Source organism: Nonomuraea purpurea, assembly GCF_042650645.1.
In the GTDB taxonomy this organism is placed as follows: domain Bacteria; phylum Actinomycetota; class Actinomycetes; order Streptosporangiales; family Streptosporangiaceae; genus Nonomuraea; species Nonomuraea purpurea.
The window spans coordinates 1-21,878 of sequence record NZ_JBHSBI010000008.1 but is presented as its reverse complement, the minus strand read 5'-3'; the positions used below and the strand labels follow the sequence as shown (position 1 = coordinate 21,878).

Genomic DNA, 21,878 nt, shown 5'->3' with positions numbered 1-21,878 from the left:
TCGCGGACATGGAGGCGACGCGACTCCGCACGGAGCCGGCCCAAGGCTGATTTCACCTGCGGCGACGGGACGGACAATGAGCCAGTTGATCGACGAGAGCCCGAAGGACGATCGCCACACGCACGCCCGGGACAAGGTGCGGCGACACGGCGTGGTCTGGCTGGCCTACGCGTTCACGGCGCGGAACCTGCTCAGGCTGCTGCCGCCCGCCTTGCTGGTATTCCTGCTGATTGGCCTGCTCGCGGTGCCGGCGCTGTTCGTGCTCGTGGACGGGTCGGCGGCGGTGGTCAACGGCGATTTCGAGCTGGTCGGCACGCCTGAGCCGACGCTGCTGAAATGGGCGGCGGCGGTGCTGTCCATCTCGGTGGCCGGGCAGGCGGTGGCGTTGCCCGCGACGGTGGTGCTCGCCGCCGGGCTGCTGGTCGGCAAGCGCGTCGCCGTCTCCGGCGCGATGCGGGCCGCGGCCCGGCGCTGGCCCGCGATGGCAGTGCTCGTCCTGGTGGGCGTGGTGGCGTTCGCGGCGGTCCTGGCGACCGGGCTCGGCATTCTCATGTTGCTCGAGGCGCAGTTCATGGCCTACGCCGTGATGGCGGTCCTGGCTCTGTTCGCGATGCCGTGCCTGCTGGCCGTGGCACCCGTGGTGCTGGAGGGCCGCTCCGCGAAGGGTGCCCTTGCCCGCGCCTACCGGCTGACGGCGGGCGCTTCAGGGGCGACCGCGTTCACGCTGGCCTTCGGTGTCGTGCTCTTCCCCATGCTGGCCGCCCAGGCGGTGAACCGGGGCGTGTCCGGGCTGCCCATCGTGCCGGCCGTGGCCGGCTACGTGCTGGCGCTGATCGCCGTACCGTTCCAGGCAGCCGTGATCGCCCGCCTGTTCCTGCACCGCCTGGTCATCAAGGGGACGATCGCCGAGTTCAAGGAGATCGTCGACGGCCTGCCAGAAAGTCCGCCCCGCGCGGCCAGGCTCGTGCCGGTGCTCGCGGCGCTGCTGCTGCCCGGCCTGCTGTATGGCGGCGCGGTGCTGATCAACCCGCTCGGCTGGCCGAAGGTCTCCGAGACGGTCGTCACGGCGACCTGGCCGCGCGACCCGGATGCCGAGGTGTTGGAGGAGGACGGGCGTCCCAAGCCGGAGCTCGGCGCGTCGGAGCTGCAATCCCTGCACCTGGGCCAGGGCGGGCGCATGGTCATGCTCATGGACGACTTCTACCCGGCGAAACTGCTGACCTGCATGGACAGCACCTGCGCTCAAACCCGGCTCACCTGGGCCGAGCCGGTCGGCGTCGTCCCCGGGTACACAGCGGCCGGCGCCCGGCTGGCAGACGGCCGTCTCGTCGTATCGACATGGGCGCAGGAAGGCGCGGACGAAGACGGAGAGGTACTGGACCACGAGAAATGGCGCGCCTGGCTCGGGCTGCTGATCTGCGACGCGACGGCCTGCGTCCCGGCCCCTGGCGGCAAGCCCATCACGGAGGTGACATCGTCCACACAGGACAGGACGGTTGCTCTCGCGGCACGGCCCGGCGGCGGCCTGCTGGTCGCCCAGCTCTCCCAGCTCCCGTTGGGCGGGAGCAACATCGCCAAGGAAGGGCTCTCGATCACCACCTGCGACGATCCGGCCTGCACCCGTCCGCGCACGAAGGAGGTCGCCAAAATTCCCGTCCACAGATACCGGGACGACGATCGGGGCCTCATCGCGGACGTGGGCCCCGACGACCGGCCCGTCGTCGTGCGGTTCGACCGCGAAACCGGCTCGGTCTTCGTGATCTCCTGCGACGATCCCGCCTGCGGCCGGGCACGCGTGGAACAGCCCGTCCAAGGTTCGACCTATTACTCCGACGGCCAAGCCGGCGCTGCCATGCTGATCCGTGCTGACGGCCGGCCTCTGATCGCCTACCTGGACGTCAACGACGGCGCGATCAAGCTGCTCGACTGCCACACCCGCGAGTGCTCGGAGTCCGGCACCACCACGCTCTCCGAACCCGGTCGCAACACGGCGCCGGCGATGGTGCTGGACCGAGACGGGCGAGCGCTGGTGGCCTACCAGAACCTTGACCGCGAACAGCTCGTCATCGCCACCTGCGCAGGAACACGCTGCACACGGACTCCGGTCACGACGATCCCACGCCGCGGTGGCCACGGCCCGGCCATGGCGCTGGACGGGCGCGGCCGGCCGGTGCTCGCCTGGACGGACTTCGGGGATGGGAACGACTGGGACCTGGTCGTGACCACGCCGCTCACCCTTCGCTGACGCAAGAAGCCGGTGACTTTGATCGCTCCCTTCGGTCTCCCCGATCCGTTCTGATAGCCGCCCTAACCGGACAACAGCGTCCGAATTCTCAACATCAGCATGCCCTGCATTCGACAATGATCAGTCAGACGGGCTACGTTTGTTACCGGACAGCATTGTCCGGTTGTGTCACTTGCTCCAGACAGGAAAGGCATCCATGGAACACTCTCCGACGCCGCCTGCCGGCCTCACAGTCGCGGAACTGGGCTTCGACCCGGACGTGCTACGCGCCAGATACCGCCACGAACGCGACCGCCGGCTGCGGCCCGACGGCAACGCCCAGTACCAGGGCGCCCGTGGCGAGTTCGGCTACTACGCCGCCGACCCGTACACCGAACGCGCCGAGCGGGAACCGGTCCGCGACCAGGTCGAGGCGCTGGTGGTGGGTGGCGGCTTCGGCGGGCTGCTCACCGGCGCCAAACTCCGCGAGGCCGGCGTGGACGACATCCGGATGCTCGACGAGGCCGGCGACTTCGGCGGCACCTGGTACTGGAACCGCTACCCGGGCATCCACTGCGACATCGAATCATCGGTCTACCTGCCGCTGCTCGAAGAGGTCGGCTACCTGCCCACCATGCGATACGCGCCCGGCGAGGAGATCCGCCGGCACGCCGTCGCGATCGCCGAACTCTACGACCTGTACCGCGACACGCTGTTCCACACCCGCGTCACCGAGCTGCGCTGGGACGACGCCGCAGCCGAATGGCAGGTACGCACCGACCGAGGCGACGACTTCCGGGCCCGCTACGTCGTCATGTCCGCCGGCACACTGACCCAGCCGAAGCTGCCCGGCATCCCCGGCATCGAGACGTTCCGCGGGCACACCTTCCACACCAGCCGCTGGGACTACGGCTACACCGGCGGCGACCAGAGCGGCGGCCTGCACCGGCTCGCCGGCAAGCGCGTGGCGGTCGTGGGCACCGGCGCCACCGGGATCCAGGTCATCCCGCACCTGGGGCGCGACTCGCAGCACCTGTACGTCTTCCAGCGCACCCCCTCGTCGGTCGACGTGCGCGACAACCGCCCCACCGACCCGGACTGGGCCGCCTCGCTCAAGCCGGGCTGGCAGCGGGAACGGATGGCGAACTTCCTGACCGTCGTCACCGGCGGGCCCGCCGAACAGGACCTGATCGACGACGGCTGGACCAGCACCGCACGGCTGCAGCGCCACCTGCTGGCCGGCACCGTCGACACCGGCCTGTCACCCGAGCAACGCGAGTACCTCGACGAAATCGCCGACTTCCAGAAGATGAACCAGATCCGCGCCCGCGTCGACGAGTTCGTCGACGACCCGGACACCGCGGAACTGCTCAAGCCCTGGTACCGCTACATGTGCAAGCGGCCCACCTTCAGCGACCACTACCTGCAGACGTTCAACCGGCCCAACGTCACCCTGGTCGACACCGCCGACCACGGCGGCATCACCGCGATGACCGAATCGGCGGTCGTGGTCGGCGAGCACGAGTACGAGGTCGACTGCGTCGTCTTCGCCACCGGCTTCGAGGTCGGCGTCTCCGGCATCGTCTCCGGCGCGCTGCCGGTGTACGGCCGGGACGGCGCTCCCCTGCTCGGCACCTGGCGACAGGGCCCCCAAACGCTGCACGGCTTCTACAGCCACGGCTTCCCGAACCTGTTCCACCTGGGCCCGCTGCAGAACGCCTCCGCGGTCAACTTCGTGCACATCCTGCAGGAGCAGGCCACCCACATCGGTGCCGTGGTCGCCGAGGCCCGCCGGCGTGGCCTCGGCGTGGTGGAGCCGACCAAGGACGCCGAGGACGCGTGGGTCGCCACCATCCGGGAGCTGGCGCCGGACAACAGCCGGTTCCAGGCCGAATGCACGCCCGGCTACTACAACAACGAGGGCAAACCCCGCCCGGTCAGCCAGACCTACGGGCCCGGCCCGGTCGCCTTCCACGACCTGCTGCGCCGCTGGCGTACCGAGGGCGGCATGGACGAGATCCTGGCGGGCGCCCGATGAACCGCCGCACGATCGAGCGGCTGGTCCGGGCGCGTCCGCTGTGGGGTTCGAACGGCATGGCCTTCGGACCCGACGGGCGCCTGTACGTGGCCCAGTTCCTCGCCGGTCAGATCAGCGCCGTCGACCTGGCCACCGGCGACGTCGAGGTGGTCGTGCCACCGGACGGGCCGCTGCGCTCCCCCGACGACCTCGCCTTCGACAGCGACGGCGCGATGTACGTGACCGACCTGGTCCCTGGCCGGGTGTGGCGACGTGACCCGGCCGGGGACTTCACGCTCGTCACCGGCGAGATCACCGCGCCCAACGGCATTGCCTGCGTCGGCACCCGGGTGTTCGCCAACGAGATGATCCCGGGTGGACGCCTGCTGGAGCTGTCCCCGGCCGGCGACGAACCCACGGTGCTCACGGCGGGCCTGGCCATGGGCAACGCGATGCAACTCGGCCCGGACGGGCAGCTCTACTACCCGCACATGCTCACCGGCGAGGTGTTCCGCATCCCGCTCGACGGCGGCGAGCCGGAGCTGGTGGCCGCGGACGTCCCGGATCCTGTCGCCGTGCGCTTCGACCGCTCCGGCGCCCTGCTGGTCCTCGCCCGCGGGGCGAGCGGGATCGTCACGCGCGTCGACCTGGCCGGCACCGGCGACCGGTCGGAAATCGTCAGCGAGCTCAACGCCCTGGACAACGCCGCCTTCGACGCCGACAACCGGATGTTCGTCTCCAGCTACGCGCATGGCGGCGTCGCCGAGCTCGCGACCGACGGACGTACCCGCCAGATCGTGCCCCGCGGCCTCGGCGGCCCCTTCGGGGTGACCATCGATCTCGGCGGCGGCATCCACGTGGCCGACCACTACCGCCTCACCCAGCCCGCCGACCGCCCGGACGAAGACGTCACCACCACCGAGCTGCTGACCTTCGTGCACGGCATCGCCGCCGACGGCGACCTGCTCCACACCACCTCCCAGTACGGGCACGTACGCACCTACGACCGCCGCTCCGGCACGGTACGCACCCGGGCCGACGGCCTGAACCGGCCGCTGGGCATCGCCGTGCGCGCCGACGGCACCCTGCTGGTCGCCGAATCCGGCGCCGGCCGTATCGTCGCCATCGACCACGACGACCAGGTCAGCGTGCTGGCCGAGGGCCTCGGCCGCCCGGTCGACGTAGCCGTCGACGCCGACCAGCGCTGCTACGTCGGCGACGAGCAGTTCGCCGCCGTGTACCGCGTAGAGGACGGCGTACCCGTACTGCTCGCCGACGGGCTCGGCGCCCCGCAGGGCATCACCGTCCACGACGGCACCATGTACGTGGTCGAGACCGCCCACCGTCGCCTGCTCGCCATCGACCTCGCCACCGGCGACGTCGAGGTCGAAGCCGACTCGCTTCCTGTGGCGTCCGGGGCCGGCCCGGAACCCGGCCTGTTCATCCCGCCCGGCCTGCCCGGAATGCCGCGGCCGTTCGCGGGGATCGCGGCCACGGCGGACGGCTCCTTGATCATCGCTGCGAACGGCGACGGCAGCGTCCTGCTCCTGCACCCCGAAGAAGCCGTGCCATAAGCTCCACCCCCGACAGACCGATCACAGTGAGCTACTTAACGAGTCGCGACAGTCACCAAATCGGCCCCAGCCCACGAGATCTTCTGCTAATCGTCTGGTAGTGGCCGGTGAGCGGTGGAGAGACAACGATGAGGTTGTGGCGGAAGATCGCGAAAACGGGCCGGGTGGCCGAGCCCGCGCCGCGGCGCGATGACGGTGAGCCGTCGGCGAAGGCGGCGGAGCTGGCCGGATCGGTGCAGATCAGGCATGTGGACGCGGGTTCGTGCAACGGGTGTGAGGTGGAGATCGCCTCGGCGTTCGGCCCGGTCTACGACGCCGAGCGATACGGCGCACGGCTGGTGGCTTCGCCGCGGCACGCGGACGCCCTGCTCGTGACCGGGCCGGTGACCCGCAACATGGAGGTGGCGCTGCGCCGCACCCATGACGCGGTTGCCGAGCCGCGGCTGGTGATCGCGCTGGGTGACTGCGCGCGCGACTGCGGAGCGTTCGCCGGAGCCTATGGGGTGGCCGGGGCGGTGAGCGACGTGGTGCCGGTGGATGTGGAGGTGCCGGGGTGCCCGCCGGAGCCTGAGGCGATCGTGGCGGCGTTGCGGGGGCTGACCGGGCGATGAACGTGGCCGGCACACTGTTCACGGTGGCGCTGTCCTGCTGCGCGGTGGCCGCTCTGGCCGCCTTGGTGGCGCCGCCGCGGGCGCGGCTGCATCTGGCGGGCTGGTGCACGGCGGCCGCGGGGGCCGCGGGAGCGGCGGCGGGTGTGGCGGCCGTTGTGACTGCGGGCCCCGGTCAGCTCTGGTCGGCCTGGCTGCCGGAGCTGCTGCCGCTGGCCGGGGTGCGGCTGACCCTCGACCCGCTGGGCGGGGTGTTCGTCGCGATCACCGGGGTGGTGGCGGTGTGCGCGGCGATCTACGGGATCGGCTACTGCGCCCACGGCCTGGACGGGCGGGTGTTCCAGGCCGTGCTGCCGCTGTTCGTGGCGGCCATGCTGGTGGTGCCGGCCGCGGCCGGCGTGAGCACGTTCCTGCTGGCCTGGGAGCTGATGGCCGTCTCGTCGCTGGTGCTGCTGCTGGCCGAGCACCGGCGGCGGGCGGCGGTGGGGCGGGCCGGGTTGTGGTACGCGGTCATGACCCACCTCGGCCTGGTGACGATCCTGGCCGGGTTGGTCACGTTCGCCGCCGGGGCCGGTGGGGAGAGCTTCGAGCAGTTGCGCGCCGCCACGCTGCCACCGGCCGCCAAGACGGTGGTGTTCCTGGCGACGTTCGCCGGGTTCGCCTCCAAGTCCGGCATCGTGCCGCTGCATGCGTGGCTGCCGCGCGCGTACCCCGAAGCGCCGAGTCACGTGGCGGCGCTGATGAGCGCGGCGATGGTGAACATGGGTGCCTACGGCATCGTCCGGGTCGGGCTGGATCTGCTGCACGTGGGCCCGGCCTGGTGGTGGCTGCTGGTGCTGGCGGCGGGCGCGGCGTCGGCGCTGTTCGGAATCCTGCAGGCGGTCGTGACCTCGGATCTGAAGCGGCTGCTGGCCTACTCCTCGACGGAGAACCTGGGCCTGGTGCTGGTCGGGGTGGGCGCGGCGGGATTCTTCGCCGCATCGCACCTGTCCGTGGTGGCGGCGTTGGCGCTGGCCGCGGCGCTGCTGCACGTGGTCAACCATGCCGCGTTCAAGACGGTGTTGTTCCTGTCGGCGGGCTCGGTGCTGCACGCCACGGGCACCCGCGACCTGGACGCGCTGGGCGGGCTGCGCACGCGGATGCCGCACACCACTGTCGTGTTCGCCGTCGGGGCGTTGTGCGCCTCGGCGCTGCCGCCCGGCAACGCTTTCGTCAGCGAGTGGCTGCTGCTGCAGAGCCTGATCCACGCCGTACCCGGCGCCGGGGTGGTGGGTGTGGTGACGATGCCGCTGGCCGTCGGGGTGATCGCGCTGTCGGCGGGGCTGGCGGTGGCCACTTTCGTCAAGGCGTTCGGCGTGGGCTTTCTGGCCCGGCCCCGCAGCGCGCAGGCCGAGCGGGCGAGCGAGAGCCCGCCGGTCATGCTCGGTGCGACGGCGCTCGCCGCAGCGGGCTGCGTGGCCCTGGCGCTGACGCCCACGCTGGTCGTACCCGCGCTCGGCGGGGCTGTCGGCGTGGTGTTCCCGGGACGGGAGGTGGTGAGCGGGGAGCTGACGCTGAGGCTGGCGGGCGTCTCGGGGGTGATCTCGCCGCTGCTGATCGCCCTGGCCCTCATGGCGTCTGTCGTCGCGGTCCTGGGTCTGGTGCGGGTGACGGCGGCGCGGCGGGCCCGGCGAGCCGCCCGGCTGTGGGACTGCGGCGCCGGACCGATGTCGGCCCGGATGGAGTACACCGCGACGTCGTTCGCCCAGCCGTTGCAGCGGGTCTTCGACAACGTGCTGGCCCCCGAGAGCGATGTGGCCGTCACCCCGGTGAAGGAGTCGGCCTACTTGGTGGAGCGGGTGCGCTTTCATGCGCGGGTGCCGGACCGGATCGAGCACCGGCTCTACGATCCGCTGATCGCCGCCGTGACCGTGCTCGGGCGCGGGGCCCGCAAGCTGGCGACCGGCAGCGTGCACCGCTATCTCGGCTACGGGTTCTGGGCGCTGACCGGAGCGCTGATCGTCCTGGTGGTGCTGTGGTGATGAGCGTGGTCGGGGCGATGCTGCAGGTGGTCTTCGTCGCCGTCGGCGCCCCGCTGCTGGTGGGGGTGATGCGGCAGGTCCGCGCCCGGCTTGAGGGACGCGCCGGGGCCGGTGTCCGGCAGCCGTGGCGGGATCTGCGCAAGCTGATGCGCAAACAGGCGATCACGCCGCGCGGCACCGGCTGGGTGTTCCGCGCCGCACCACTGCTGTTGGCCGGCACCACGCTGGTGGTCGCCGCGGTGGTGCCGCTGGTGACCACGGACTCGCCGCTGGACGGTGTCGCCGACCTGTTCGTGGTGAGCGCGCTGCTCGCCTTGGGGTCGGTGGCGCTGGCACTCGGCGCGCTGGACACCGGCACGGCGTTCGGCGGGATGGGCGCCAGCCGGGAGATGACCGTGCTGGCGCTGGTGGAGCCGACGATCCTGGTGTCGACCTTCGCGCTGTCGATCGAGGTCGGCTCCACCAGTCTGGGCGCGATCGTCACCGCGACAGTGGAGAACCCGCTGTCGGTGATCTCCCCGGTGAGCATATTGGCCGCGATCGCCCTGGCGATCGTCACGATCGCCGAGACCGGGCGGATCCCGCTGGACAATCCGTCCACGCATCTGGAACTGACGATGATCCATGAGGCGATGGTGCTGGAGTACGCCGGTCCGGACCTGGCGCTGATCGAGTGGGCCTCAGCCATGCGGTTGTCGGTGCTGCTGGGTCTGCTGGCCGGCCTGTTCTTCCCGCTGGGGATCGCAGGCGCGGACGCGGGGCTGCTCGCGCTGGCGGTGGCCTCGATCGCGCTCGTGCTGAAGGTGGGGGTGCTGGGAGTGGTCCTGGCGGTCGGTGAGGTGTTCATGGCCAAGCTGCGATTGTTCCGCGTTCCTGAGCTGCTGGCCGGTTCGTTCCTGTTGGCGCTGCTGGCCGTGGCCGCCTCCTTCTTCCTGGCGTGACACATGACTGACGCGATGTACATCCAGCTGCTTGATCTGGCCTGCGGGGCGTTCCTCCTGACGGGCGTGCTGGTGCTGTGGCGGCGCGAACTGTCGGCGATCGTGTGGTTGTTCGCCCTGCAAGGGGTGGCGCTGACCGCGCTGGTCGTGATCCTGGGCGTCCGGCAGGACAGTCTCGAACTGATCCTGGTCGGTGTCGGTGTGGGCGCGTTGCGGGCCGGACTGCTGCCGTACCTGATGCGCCGCGCGCTGGTGGCCGGCGGTGCGGGCCGCGAGACGCAGCCGCTGGTCAACGTGGCGACCTCGCTGCTGGTGGCGGCGGCGCTGGCGATGCTGGCCTACGCGCTGTCCCAGCCGCTGATACGGCTGTCACCCACCCCGGCCACACAGACCGTGCCGATCGCGCTGACCGTGCTGCTGATCGGGTTCTTCGTCCTGGTGACCCGGCGGCGGGCGCTGTCGCAGCTGGTCGGGTTCCTGCTGATGGACAACGCCATCACCGCCACCGCCTTCCTGACCACCAGCGGCGTCCCGCTCGTGGTCGAACTCGGGATCTCCTTGGACGTCCTGCTGGCCGTCCTGGTGCTGCAGGTGCTGACCACCTGGATGTGCGCCGCGTTCGGCGGCACCGACCTCGACGAGCTACGGGAGTTGCACGACTGATGGACAGCCTGCTGGTGGTCGCTCCAGTCGCGGTGCCGGTGGCCGCCGCGTGCCTGTACGCCGTGCTCGGCTGGAACCGGATCACCGCCTGGCTCGGCACGCTGTCCGCGGCCGGGCTGCTGGCCTGTGCCATCGCCTTGACCACGGCAGGCAGGCCCGACGCTCTGGGCGGGCTGCTGGTCAGTGACGCGCTCAGCGCCTTCATGCTGCTCGTGATCGGCGCGGTCGCGCTGCTGGCGATGGCCGCCAGCCCCGCCTACCTGGTGGCCGAGCTCGCCGCCGGGCACACCGGCCCGCGCGCGATGCGCCGCTACGGGGTGCTGACCCAGGCCTTCGTCGCCGCGATGACGCTGGCCGTCCTGGCCTCCAGCCTGGGCCTGCTGTGGGTCGCCATCGAGGCCACCACCATCCTGACCGCCCTCCTGGTCGGGCACCGGCGCACCCGCCAGGCCACAGAAGCGGCGTGGAAATACGTGATCATCTGCTCGGTCGGCATCGCGCTCGCGCTGCTCGGCATCGTCATCGCCTACTACGCAGGCACCCACGCCGGCGTGGCCTCCCTCGACTGGGCGGTGCTGGCCGAGCACGCCGGCCGGCTGGATCCCGGGGTGATGCGTGTCGCGGTCATGCTGCTCGTGCTCGGGTTCGGCGCCAAAGCCGGGCTGGCGCCGATGCACGCCTGGCTGCCCGACGCGCACAGCCAGGCCCCGGCCCCGGTGTCGGCGCTGATGTCAGGGGCGCTGCTGTCGGTGGCGTTCTACGCCATCCTGCGCGTCAAGGTCATCGCCGACGCGGCGCTCGGCGCCGGCTTCACCCGGGCACTGCTCGTCATCGTGGCACTGGCCTCCCTGACGGTGGCCGCGCTGCTGCTGATCGGCCAGCGAGACTACAAGCGGCTCCTGGCCTATTCCAGCATCGAGCACATGGGCCTGCTCGCTCTCGGCGCGGCGATCGGCAACAGCCTCGCCCTGGTCGCGGTCCTGCTGCACATTCTCGGGCACGGGCTCGGCAAGTCGGTGTTGTTCCTGTCCGCCGGGCAGCTGCACCAGGCACTCGGCAGCAGCCGGATCCACGCCACCGGCGGTCTTCTGGCCAGGGCGCCCCTGCTCGCCGGAGTGTTCGCGCTCGGGCTGCTGGCCCTGCTCGGGCTGCCTCCGTTCAGCCTGTTCGCCAGCGAACTGGGCATCGCGCGGGCGGGCTTCGACGCCGGGCTGGGCTGGGCTGTCGCGGCAGCGCTGGTACTGATGCTCCTCATCGTCGCCGCCATCGGGCGCCACACCCGGCGGATGCTGCTGGGCGAAGGGCCAGGCGAGGCCGGCAGCCTGAGCGTGCTGCCGCGCACCGTGGCCATCCCTCTGGTCGCGGGCCTGGCCGCCTGCGCCGTCCTGGGCATCACCCTCGGGCCGCTGCAACCCTTGCTGCAGGCCGCCGCCACCGTCGCCGGAGCAACGCCATGAGCATCCGCACCATCGCCGACATCAGCCCCGGCGAGCTACCCGAGCACGCCACCCGGCTGCTCACCGCCGGTCACCGGCTGGCGCTGGTCTCCGCGCGCCAGGAGACGGCCGGGTTCGCCCTCGCGTACCTGTTCGTCGCCGGCAGCCAGGATCGCCGTACCGAGCTGCGTCTCCGTCTCAAGGGCGAGCAGCCGGCGGTGCCCAGCCTCGCCCAGCTTTCCTTCCCCGCGGGCCGGTTCGAGCGGGAGATCCACGACCTGTACGGGATCACCCCGCTCGGCCACCCACTCCTCAGGCGGCTCGTGCGCCACCACCACTGGCCACGCGGCTGGTACCCGATGCGCGCCGACGCCGGGCCGCCGCCCTCCTTCGGCGACCCCGAGGGCCCCTACCCGTTCGTCACCGTGGAGGGCCAGGGCGTCTATGAGATCCCCGTCGGCCCTGTCCACGCCGGACTCATCGAACCGGGGCATTTCCGCTTCTCCGTCGTCGGCGAGACCATCATCAAGCTCAAGGCCCGGCTCTGGTTCGTGCACAAGGGCATCGAGAAGCTCTTCGAAGGCCGCCGGCCCGCCGACGGGCTGGAGCTGGCCGAACGCGTCAGCGGCGACACCTGCGTCGCTCACGCCCTGGCCTACTGCCTGGCCGTGGAGGAAGCCACCCAGACCCCGGTGAGCGCGCGGGCGCGGCGGGACCGGGCCGTGCTGCTGGAGCTGGAACGCCTCTACAACCACGTCACCGACCTGGGCGCGCTCTGCAACGACGTGGCCTTCGCCATCCTGCACGCACACACAGGGCGCATCCGTGAACAGCTCCTGCGCCTCAACGCCGAGGTCACTGGGCACCGGCTGCTGCGTGGCGGCATCCGCCTCGGTGGCGCCGATCTGAAGACCCTGCCCGATCCCGGGCGGCTGCACGCCATCGGCGCCGACATGGCCGAGATCATCGAACTCGCCCTGCGGCACACTGTCGTCGCCGACCGCTTCGCAGGCACCGCCGTCCTGTCCTGCGACGCCGCCCGCGACCTCGGCACGCTCGGCTACGTGGCCCGCGCCAGCGGCCTCGATCTCGACGCCCGTCGCGATCATCCGTTCACCGGCCTCGGCGATTTCACCCCCGCCCGCCGCACCACCGGGGACGTGCTGGCCCGCTTCCAGATCCGGGCCGAGGAGATCGCCGCGTCCATCGCGCTGATCACGCACCTGGTCGACGGGCCCACCGCGGCGGATGCGTCCGGGGGCGAGGGATCTTCCTCAGGCGTGGGCCTCGTCGAGGGATGGCGCGGCACGATCGCCCACCGCATCGAGCTCGCCCCCGACGGCACCCTCGCCCGCGTGAAGATCGTCGATCCGTCCTTCTTCAACTGGCCCGCTCTTCCGGTGGCGCTCAACAGCGCGATCGTCCCCGACTTTCCCCTGGTCAACAAGAGCTTCAACCTGTCCTACGCCGGCAACGACCTCTGACAGCACGATGCTCCGGCAGGCCGCTTGAGAAGCCAACGTCACGAACCATCAAGGGAAGATCAAAGCTCCCCGAGCGCTCGAAGAGCCGCCGATACTCTACGCACCGTGACGATCAAGAGCATCCGGGAGCAGGGAATGCCCGGCAAGGGTGAACGACCACGTAGGCGAGTGCGTGCCAGAACTCTGCTGCTGGCGGGCGGAACCGCCGCCGCCGTAGCCTGCGCGATAGCTTTGGGCGGAGTTGAGGCAGTCAGGTCCGGTGTCCAGCAGGGCTCTTCATCTCGGGCCACGGACGCTGTGCGAGACGTCACCGGCGCTGATGTCCCCGAAGCTTCGAGCGTCTCGTCCCTTTCCCTCGCCGACATCATCGGCTCACCCCGAGACGGCGGCGGCGGCAAGCACGCGACAGCGGCCACAAACCGTGCACACCTCGATGAGCCGCACGATCATCAGAAACTCGGACGCCCTCGGCCACCTGCCAATCGTCGCTCTCCCCGGTCGAAGCCCGCACCAAGCGATCCGCGCCCGGTCTCGCCTGACGCCTCCGGACATGGCAGGGGCCCATCGCTGTTCACCATGAAGTGCGAGGAGTTGTTCCCCGCTCGCGAACCTGAGTTCCGGCTGCGCAACATCGCATGCCATCGTTTCTTGGGCTGATCCACCGCGCTTGTCGTCCCAGCCCAGTGGATCAGGGGGCTTTGACGATGGCGTCGATCTCCACCACGCTGCCGTAGGGCAGCTCGGACACCCCGACAACCGTGCGGGCCGGTCTCGGCTCGGGCCAGAGGTCGAGGAACTGCTGGTTGGCCGCATCGCGCAGGGCCATGTCGGTGACGAAGTAGGTCAGCTTCACCACGTCCTCCAGCCGCGCGCCCACCGTGGCCATCCGCCGCCGCGCGGTGTCCATCGCCGCGTCCAGCGCCGTCCGCTCGCCGCCCACCACGGTGCCATCCTCCTGCAGCGGCAGCGAGCCGGAGACGAAGACCAGCCCGCAGGCGACCACGGCCGGGCTGTACGGGTGGTGTGGATCAGTTCTCATGGAGGGCCTCCTGGCGAGCGGGTTCGGTAAGGACGCGAGCCAGCAGCGGGGGGTTGACGGAGCCGCCACTCAGGATGGCCACGTGCTTGCCGGTCGTGTCCCCGGCGAGATAGGCGGCGAATTGCGCGGCCAGGACGGCTCGCTGATGCCCTCGCCCCTGCTGGACAACCTGGTACCGATCATCGCGCTGGTGTTCTTCCTGTTCGGCTACACCTACGGCCGGGTGGTCAAACTGGACAAGGACGAGCGCAACGTCTACACGCTGATGACCTCGGCGATCAAGGAGATGGGCGGGTTCATCACGCTCATCTTCATCGTCGCCCAGACGCTGAGCGTTCTGTCCTGGAGCGGGCTGGCCACGTTCCTCGCGGTGAAGCTGGCCGACGCCGCCCAGGCCGTGGGGCTCGTCGGATTCCCCGCGCTGGTCTTCCTGATCCTGCTGTCTTCCCTGCTGAACCTGGTGATCACCTCGGGCTCCGGCCTGTGGTCGCTGGAGTCCACGGTGATGGTGCCGTCGCTGATGCTGCTCGGCCTGTCACCGGCCATCATCCAGGCCACGCACCGCATCGGAGACTCGATCACCCAGGCGATCTCCCCGATGCACATCTTCCTGTACTTCATCCTGGTTTCCTCGCAGAAGTACGAACCCGACCTGAAGCTCGGCACGCTGGTGTCCCGGTTGCTGCCGTTCGTGCCCGCGTTCGGCCTGGTGTGGACCTGCGTGCTGGCGGTCTTCTACTTCTTCGGCCTGCCGGTCGGCCCCGGCGCGGGAATCCACCTGCCCTGATCAAGCGGTGCGCCGCACCGCGAGGGCACAGCCGCCAGTGGGCTCTCACATTACTCACACAGTCGCATGCGATGACTGGTCTCATGACAGATTCGCGAGCGGGCGAGTGGTGAGGCGTATGACGGACAATGCCGTGGCCGCGCGAGGCGACACCCACCTGCCTCCCGGGCTGACCGCGACGGTGGAGATCGTGGTCCCCGTCTACAACGAGGAACGGGCTCTGCCCGGCTGTATCGACGTGCTGCGGGATTATCTGCAGCGGTGTTTCCCTTTCGAGTGGACCATCACGGTGGTGGACAACGCCAGCACCGATCGCACCCCGGTGGTCGCCGCCGAGCTGGCCGGGCGGTACCGCGGTGACGTGCGGTTGCTGCGGCTGGAACGCAAGGGGCGGGGGCTGGCGCTGCGCACGGCGTGGACGCGTAGCCAAGCGGACGTCGTGGTGTACATGGACGTCGATCTGTCGACCGGTCTGGACGCGCTGCTGCCCCTGACCGCGTCGCTGGCCAACGGGCATGCCGATGTGGCGATCGGCTCGCGGCTGGCACGCGGTGCCCGGACGTTGCGCGGGCCGCGCAGGGAGATCATCTCGCGGGCGTACAACACATTGATCCGCTGGACGCACGGGGTGGGGTTCACCGACGCGCAGTGCGGGTTCAAGGCGGCCCGTACGACGGTGATCCGTCCGCTACTGGAGAAGATCGAGGACGACGGCTGGTTCTTCGACACCGAACTGCTGCTGCTGGCCGAGCACAACGGGCTGCGGGTGCAGGAGGTCCCCGTGGACTGGGTGGAGGACGTCGACAGCCGGGTGCAGATGGTCTCCACCGCCCTTGACGACATCAAGGGGCTGATCCGGGTGGCCAGGGCCAAGGCGTCGGGCGCGGCCCGCGTACCCGATCTGCCGCGGCGGCCCGAGCCGCGGGCCGCGCATCCGGACGCCGTGCTGGCCGAGCGGGGCGGCGGCGGGCTGTTGTGGCAGGTGCTGTCGTTCGGCGCCATCGGGGTGCTGTCCACGGCGGCGCATCTCGGCCTGTACGCGCTGCTGCGGATGTGGCTGCCGGTACTGCCGGCGAACCTGCTGGCCCTGACGCTGACCACCGTGCTCAACACCGAGGCCAACCGCCGGTTCACCTTCACCTCCTCCCGAGGCTCCGCCACGCGAACGCACCTGCTGGGGCTGGTGGTGTTCGGCCTGTACTACGCGCTGACCTCCGGCGCCCTGCTGATCCTGCACGCCGCCGTCGCGGACCCCTCGCGCGTCGTGGAAGTGACGGTGCTGGTCGGCGCGTGCGTGCTGGGCACCGCCGGGCGCTTCCTGTTGCTGCGCGGCTGGGTCTTCCGCCGCGCCGGCACCTCTTCAGAAAGCTGATCGTCCGATGACCGACATCTCACTCCCCCATCGGGGGCGCCGGTACGCGCTGACCGCGATCTGCCTGCTGGCCGCCCTGCTCTACGGATGGTCCTGGTGGACCTGGGGCTGGGGCAACTCGTATTACAGCGCCGCGGTCAAGTCCATGTCGGCGAGCGTGACCACGTTCCTGTTCGGCTCCTTCGATCCGGCGGGCGTCGTCACGGTCGACAAGCCGCCGATGGCGCTGTGGCCGCAGGTCGTCTCGACCTGGATCTTCGGCTACCACGGGTGGGCGCTGCTGCTGCCGCAGATCGTCGAGGGCGTGGCGGCGGTGTTCCTGCTCCATCGTGCCGTCCGCCGCTGGGCCGGTGAGGGGGCCGGGCTGATCGCCGCTCTGGTGCTCGCCGTGACCCCGGTGACCGTCGCGATCAACCGGGACAACAACCCTGACACGCTGCTGGTGTTGCTGCTGGTGGCCGCCGCCTACGCGCTGACCCGCGCGCTGCGGGCCGGCATCACGCCGCGCCGGGCCACCGGCTGGCTGGTGCTGGCCGCTTTCCTCATCGGGTGTGGGTTCACCACCAAGATGCTGGCCGCGTGGGTGTGCCTGCCCGCTTTCCTGCTGGCGTACCTGTTCGGGACCTCCGCGCCCTGGAGGCGGCGGATCGGTGACCTCGCCGCCGCGGGCGGGGTGCTCCTGGTCAGTTCCCTGTGGTGGGTGGCGCTGGTGGATCTGTGGCCGGGGGACAAGCCGTACATCGGCGGGAGCACGGACGGCAGCGCCCTCGATCTTGTGCTCGGCTACAACGGCCTCGGCCGGATCTTCGGCGGTGGTGGGCCTGGCGGTATGCCGGGCGGTGGCGGGATGCCCGAGATACCGGGTGGGTTCCAGCCTCCCGGCTCGTCCGGCGGCGACACGCCCATGCCGCGCGGCGGTGGCGGCGGCGGGTTCGGCGGTTCTTCCGGGCCGTTCCGCATGTTCAACGAAGTAGTCGGCGGGCAGATCAGCTGGCTGCTGCCGCTCGCGCTGCTGATCGTCGTGGCCGCCGTCGTGTTCGCCGTGCGCGCCAGACGCCGGGGAGCGGTCATCGTGCCGGCCGACCGCGGCGGGTGGTTGCTGTGGGGCGGCTGGCTGCTGGTCAACGCCGTCATCTTCAGCTTCGCCTCCGGCATTTTCCACTCGTACTACACCACGATGCTGGCGCCCGCCATGGCCGCTCTGGTCGGCGCGGGAACGGTATGGCTGGCCCGCCGCCCATGGGGCACCGTGGCGGCCATGGGGGCGGTGGCCGTCACGGCGGTCTGGGCCTGGGTCCTGATCTCGCGGGACACGTCATGGAACGGCTGGCTGCGCTACGCCGTGCTCGCCGCCGCCGTCGCTGCGATCGCCTTCCTCTTCATCGCAAGGCGCGGTACCCGCACGGGGCCGGCCGTCGCGGCGGCCGTACTGATCCCCTCGTTGTTGGCGCCGGCGACCTGGTCACTCGCCTATGCCTTCGGGCCGCCGGACGGCAACGGCGTCAACCCTGCCGCGGGCCCCCGAAACACCTTCGGCGGCGGGATGCCGGCCGCGGGCGGGCGGGACACCACCGGCGGCAGGACGCCCGGGCCCCGTCCCGGGGGGCGTGGGCCGATGGGCGGCGGCACGGAGCTCACCGCCGAGCAGCGCAGGATCCTCGACTACGCCGTCGCCCACTCTGGCGGGGCTCGCATCAAGCTCGCGATCAACTCCTCCGCTATGGGCACCGCCGCGTACATCATGAACAGCGACGAGACGGTGATCGGCATGGGCGGTTTCATGGGGTCCGATGACGCGCCGACCGCCGATCAACTCGACCGCTGGGTCAAGGCGGGCGAGCTGCGCTACGTTCTGAGCGGCTCCGGCCCGGAGCGGATGATGGGCGCCGCGCAATCCCGTACCACCTGGATCAGCCGCACCTGCACGGCCGTGCCTGCCACCGAGTACGGCGGCACCGAGCAGAGCGGCACCTCCTTCGGCGGCGCCCAGACCCTTTACAGGTGTGGCACGTGAGCCGGACGCCTCGCCTGCGGCGCCAGTTCACAAAGCACGCGGTCATGGCAGAGGCCGGGGCTGGCTACCATCAGGAGTCGCCCGCAGGCGACGACTCACACCTTTGTCTTACCGCGAGCACGTAGAACGATGTCGTGAACGAAAAACCTGCCGCAAAAGTGCTGGTCGTCGATGACGAGCCGAACATTCGCGAGCTGCTGTCGGAGGCTCTGGAACTGAACGGCTTCGCCGTTCGGACCGCCGCGAACGGCCGCCAGGCGCTGGAAGCGGTGGCCCGGGAGCGGCCCGACATCGTCGTCCTGGACGTGATGATGCCCGGCCTGGGCGGGTTCGCAGTCGCACGCAAGCTACACGAGGCCGGTGACAGCCCCATGGTGCTCTTCCTGACCGCCAAGGACGCGGTGTCCGACCGCATCGCGGGGCTGACCGCCGGTGGCGACGACTACGTGACCAAGCCCTTCAGCCTGGAAGAGGTGGTACTGCGGCTTCGGGCGATCATGCGCAGAATACGGCCGGTGGAGGAGCAGGTCGACGACGGCGTGCTGCGGTACGCGGACCTGGAACTCGACGAGGAGGCCCACACCGTGCGGCGGGCCGGGCGGGCGATCCACCTGTCGCCAACCGAGTTCAGCCTGCTGAGATACCTGATGATCAACGCCGAACGGGTGGTCAGCAAGGCGCAGATCCTCGACCGCGTGTGGGACTACGACTTCGACGGCGAGAGCAGGATCGTCGAGTCCTACATCAGCTACCTGCGGCGGAAGATCGACGCCGAGGGCCCGCCGCTCATCCACACGCTGCGCGGCGTCGGTTACCGGCTGCAGAGGTCGTCGTGAGAGCGGCCTGGCCCCTGCGGCATCGGCTGCTGGCCGCGCTGCTCGGCCTGTGCGCGGCCGGCCTGGCGGCCTTCGCCACGGCGAGCCTGCTGCTCCTCGGTCACTCGCTGCAGACCAAGATGGACGCTCAGCTGACCGAGGTGGCCGCCACCTTCGGCAGGCGCCCGGTACCTCCGCCGCCGCCGGTCGACGTGAGCCGGGACGCCGAGCTGCCGACGCAGTTCAGGATCGCGTTCTACACCCCCTCCGGCAATCTGCTCCGCAGCCTGCCCGCCGAAACAGCCGACGGGCCGGCCATCCCCGCCGCGATGATCTCCACACTCCCCCGAGGTCCCATCACCGTTGCCGCCGGGACCGGGCCGGGACAGTGGCGCGTGCTGGTGAAGAGGCTGCCCGACGGAATCCGGATGGCGGTGTCGATGTCGCTGGAGGACAACCAGGCGACCGTGCAGCAAATCCTGGTCATCGAGGTCGCGGTGGGCGGCCTGGTGCTGCTGCTGCTCGGCATGCTCGCCCTCGCCGTGGTGCGGCTCGGCCTGCGCCCGCTCACCCGCATGGAGCGTACCGCCGAGGCCATCGCGGGCGGCGACATCGACCGCCGGGTCAGCGACACCGACCCGAACACCGAGACGGGACGGCTCGGCAGGGCGCTCAACATCATGCTGGAGCGCCTGGCGACCGCGCTGCGCGAGTTCGAACGCTCCGAACGGCGGCTGCGGCATTTCGTCGCCGACGCCTCCCACGAACTGCGCACGCCACTCACCTCCATCCGCGGCTTCGCCGAGCTCTACCAGCACGGCCAAGGTTTCAGGGACCCGGCGGCCGAGCGGCTGCTGCGCAGGATCGAGGCCGAGGCCGCGCGCATGGGCGTGCTGGTGGAGGACATGCTGCTGCTGGCCCGGCTGGACCGGGAGCCGGCGCTGGAACCCACCATCGTCGACCTGCACGTGCTGGCCGGCGACGTCGTGCATGCCGCCAGGGCCCGCGATCGCGAGCGGCCGATCCGGCTGATCGTCTCCGACGAGCCGGTGTTCGTGCTCGGCGACGAACACCGGCTGCACCAGGTCATCGGCAATGTGGTCGGCAACGCCATCCAGCACACCCCTTCGGGTGCGGAGATCCAGGTCAAGATCGGCCCGCGCGCGGTCGCCGGGGTTCCCGGGTCCGAGGTCGTGCACGCCGGTTCCGGACCCCTCCCCCACGTCAAAGCCGCGCTGATCGAGGTAAGCGACGAGGGGCAGGGCATCGACCCCGAGCACCTGCCGCACCTGTTCGACCGCTTCTACCGGGCCGACGCCGGCCGCTCCCGCGACAGCGGCGGAACGGGTCTGGGCCTGGCCATCGCCGCGGCGCTCGTGCAGGCGCACGGCGGCCGGATCGAGGTGATGAGCGCTCCAGGCCGCGGCACCACCTTCCGCGTCGTCCTCCCGCTTGAGCAGCCTCAGGACGACTGAACAGTCGTTCACCTTCACTCCAGAAACGGTTCACACATTATTCCCAGCTTCCGTACCCGGCGCGATGATCGACGGTGACCAGGGTCACCGGCTGCGAGCCCCGAGCAAGCTGCACGCGTTCAACCGATACGAGATCAAATACCTCGTGGACGCGTCCGAGGCGGCCGCGCTCCGGGAGGAGCAAGGCGATCAGCGGCGCCTGACGCTTACGCGGTGATGGGTTCTTCGAGCTCGCGAGCCCATCACCGCTGGTGGAGAAGAAGCAGCTCACCCTGGTCAGCAAGCGGCTCTACGGTTGCCCTAGGGTTTCCGTACAATCCCACACCACTGGTCGACCTCGACAGGCAGGCTACCGTCGTACTCCGGCTCCGCGCGCCAGCGTGAGCACGAGACCCAGCCCGGTTCCACCACCTCAAGTCCGTCGAAGAACTCGGCGATCCGCTCGGGAGTCCGCAGCTTCAGTTTCGGTTGAGCGTCGAGGTTCCACACGCGTACCGCCTCGGCGGTGGCCTCACCGTTGACCGCTGTGGTGGTGTTGGCCACTGCCACGTAGCTCCCGGACGGCACGGCGGCCAGCAGCCGGTCGATGATGCGCTGCAGTTCGTCATCGTCGCTGATGAAGTGCATGACACCCAGCAGCATGATCGCCACCGGCTGGGAGAAGTCCAGCGTCTTGGCCGCCTCCCGAAGGATGGTGTCGGGATCGTGCAGATCAGCCTCAATGTAGTCGGTGGCGCCTTCCGCAGAACTGGTCAGCAGGGCTCGTGCGTGCACCAGCACCAGCGGATCGTTGTCGACGTACACGATCCGCGACTCGGGGGCCACCTGCTGCGCGACCTCGTGAGTGTTGTCCTGGCTCGGCAGCCCTGTGCCGATATCGAGGAACTGCCGGATCCCCGCCTCAGCGGCCATGTATCGCACAGCTCGCCCCAAGAACAGCCGGTCGGCCCGTGCCAGTTCGACCACCACCGGAAAGATTTTCCGGACCCGGTCCCCGACCTCCCGGTCCGCGGCGAAATTGTCCTTACCCCCCAGCCAGTAATTCCAGATCCGTGCCGTGTGCGGCACGTGCGACTGAATTTTGTCCGTGCGAACGGATTCGTCGGCCATCATCAACCTTCCATAAGCTGTGGGGAAGTCACCACCAAGTTACCGGGCTCAGCGTTGGCTGAGGTGCCACAAGCCAGCGGATTCCATGACAGATCGAGGGCACATTCGGCCCAGAACCCGCGTGGAGAGGCACCGCCGACCAGCCAGGGTCTGACCCAGCTTGAGACTGGCCACCCGTGCCTTGGTGACGACCTGTCGCCCGTTCGCGTCCTGGGAGATGGTGTGCGGGTGATCTAGCCCAAGCTGTGGTGCGGGAGAGATCCATGTGACAGAAGACGGCCACTCCGTAATCCTTCGA

General features: G+C 70.2%; 17 protein-coding genes. 14 read left to right on the top strand and 3 right to left on the bottom strand.

Features of this window, described 5'->3' with window-relative positions; all coding sequences use genetic code 11:
* The first annotated feature begins 76 nt into the window (after positions 1-76).
* From ACFOY2_RS17170 to ACFOY2_RS17130, 9 genes are all read left to right on the top strand, one after another.
* Positions 77-2,245, top strand: coding sequence for a hypothetical protein (locus tag ACFOY2_RS17170; RefSeq protein ID WP_379529031.1), 2,169 nt, complete (start codon positions 77-79; stop codon positions 2,243-2,245).
* Positions 2,246-2,441: 196 nt separating this feature from the next.
* Positions 2,442-4,262 (top strand): flavin-containing monooxygenase, encoded by a 1,821-nt coding sequence (locus ACFOY2_RS17165; RefSeq protein WP_379529030.1) that lies wholly within the window; start codon positions 2,442-2,444, stop codon positions 4,260-4,262.
* Positions 4,259-5,815, top strand: coding sequence for an SMP-30/gluconolactonase/LRE family protein (locus tag ACFOY2_RS17160; RefSeq protein ID WP_379529029.1), 1,557 nt, complete (start codon positions 4,259-4,261; stop codon positions 5,813-5,815). The genes ACFOY2_RS17165 and ACFOY2_RS17160 overlap by 4 nt, the downstream gene beginning before the upstream one ends.
* A 128-nt stretch (positions 5,816-5,943) precedes the next feature.
* Positions 5,944-6,426, top strand: coding sequence for an NADH-quinone oxidoreductase subunit B family protein (locus ACFOY2_RS17155; protein ID WP_379529028.1), 483 nt, complete (start codon positions 5,944-5,946; stop codon positions 6,424-6,426).
* A 2-nt stretch (positions 6,427-6,428) separates the two neighbouring features.
* On the top strand, positions 6,429-8,444 hold the full coding sequence (locus ACFOY2_RS17150) for a proton-conducting transporter transmembrane domain-containing protein (protein ID WP_379529027.1): 2,016 nt from the start codon (positions 6,429-6,431) through the stop codon (positions 8,442-8,444).
* Positions 8,444-9,385: a respiratory chain complex I subunit 1 family protein gene (locus ACFOY2_RS17145; protein ID WP_379529026.1), complete on the top strand. Its 942-nt coding sequence runs from the start codon at positions 8,444-8,446 to the stop codon at positions 9,383-9,385. The genes ACFOY2_RS17150 and ACFOY2_RS17145 overlap by 1 nt, the downstream gene beginning before the upstream one ends.
* A 3-nt stretch (positions 9,386-9,388) precedes the next feature.
* Positions 9,389-10,048, top strand: a complete 660-nt coding sequence (locus ACFOY2_RS17140; RefSeq protein WP_379529025.1) for a hypothetical protein — start codon at positions 9,389-9,391, stop codon at positions 10,046-10,048.
* Positions 10,048-11,505 carry a proton-conducting transporter transmembrane domain-containing protein gene (locus ACFOY2_RS17135; RefSeq protein WP_379529024.1) on the top strand — a complete coding sequence of 486 codons (1,458 nt, stop codon included), beginning with the start codon at positions 10,048-10,050 and terminating at the stop codon, positions 11,503-11,505. Before ACFOY2_RS17140 ends, ACFOY2_RS17135 begins: the two co-directional genes overlap by 1 nt.
* Positions 11,502-12,968: a hydrogenase large subunit gene (locus ACFOY2_RS17130; RefSeq protein WP_379529023.1), complete on the top strand. Its 1,467-nt coding sequence runs from the start codon at positions 11,502-11,504 to the stop codon at positions 12,966-12,968. The genes ACFOY2_RS17135 and ACFOY2_RS17130 overlap by 4 nt, the downstream gene beginning before the upstream one ends.
* 688 nt (positions 12,969-13,656) lie before the next feature.
* Here the strand turns inward: ACFOY2_RS17130 and ACFOY2_RS17125 are convergent.
* Positions 13,657-14,007 carry a RidA family protein gene (locus ACFOY2_RS17125; protein WP_379529022.1) on the bottom strand — a complete coding sequence of 117 codons (351 nt, stop codon included), beginning with the start codon at positions 14,005-14,007 and terminating at the stop codon, positions 13,657-13,659.
* 82 nt (positions 14,008-14,089) lie between these two features.
* Between ACFOY2_RS17125 and ACFOY2_RS17120 the strand changes: the two genes are divergently transcribed.
* From ACFOY2_RS17120 to ACFOY2_RS17100, 5 genes are all read left to right on the top strand, one after another.
* Positions 14,090-14,794 (top strand): AbgT family transporter, encoded by a 705-nt coding sequence (locus tag ACFOY2_RS17120; protein WP_379529021.1) that lies wholly within the window; start codon positions 14,090-14,092, stop codon positions 14,792-14,794.
* Between the two features lie 118 nt (positions 14,795-14,912).
* Positions 14,913-16,166 carry a glycosyltransferase gene (locus ACFOY2_RS17115; protein WP_379529020.1) on the top strand — a complete coding sequence of 418 codons (1,254 nt, stop codon included), beginning with the start codon at positions 14,913-14,915 and terminating at the stop codon, positions 16,164-16,166.
* 7 nt (positions 16,167-16,173) lie between these two features.
* Entirely contained in the window at positions 16,174-18,180 is a 2,007-nt protein-coding gene (locus ACFOY2_RS17110) for an ArnT family glycosyltransferase (RefSeq protein ID WP_379529019.1), read from the top strand.
* 134 nt (positions 18,181-18,314) lie between these two features.
* A complete protein-coding gene (locus tag ACFOY2_RS17105; RefSeq protein WP_379529018.1) occupies positions 18,315-19,016 on the top strand; it encodes a response regulator transcription factor in 702 nt (233 codons plus the stop codon).
* Positions 19,013-20,470, top strand: coding sequence for a sensor histidine kinase (locus ACFOY2_RS17100; protein ID WP_379529017.1), 1,458 nt, complete (start codon positions 19,013-19,015; stop codon positions 20,468-20,470). The genes ACFOY2_RS17105 and ACFOY2_RS17100 overlap by 4 nt, the downstream gene beginning before the upstream one ends.
* A gap of 37 nt (positions 20,471-20,507) precedes the next feature.
* Here ACFOY2_RS17100 and ACFOY2_RS17095 read toward each other — a convergent pair whose 3' ends face one another.
* Positions 20,508-20,753 (bottom strand): hypothetical protein, encoded by a 246-nt coding sequence (locus ACFOY2_RS17095; RefSeq protein WP_379529016.1) that lies wholly within the window; start codon positions 20,751-20,753, stop codon positions 20,508-20,510.
* A gap of 17 nt (positions 20,754-20,770) precedes the next feature.
* A complete protein-coding gene (locus tag ACFOY2_RS17090) occupies positions 20,771-21,580 on the bottom strand; it encodes an SAM-dependent methyltransferase (protein WP_379529320.1) in 810 nt (269 codons plus the stop codon).
* Positions 21,581-21,878: the final 298 nt, after the last annotated feature.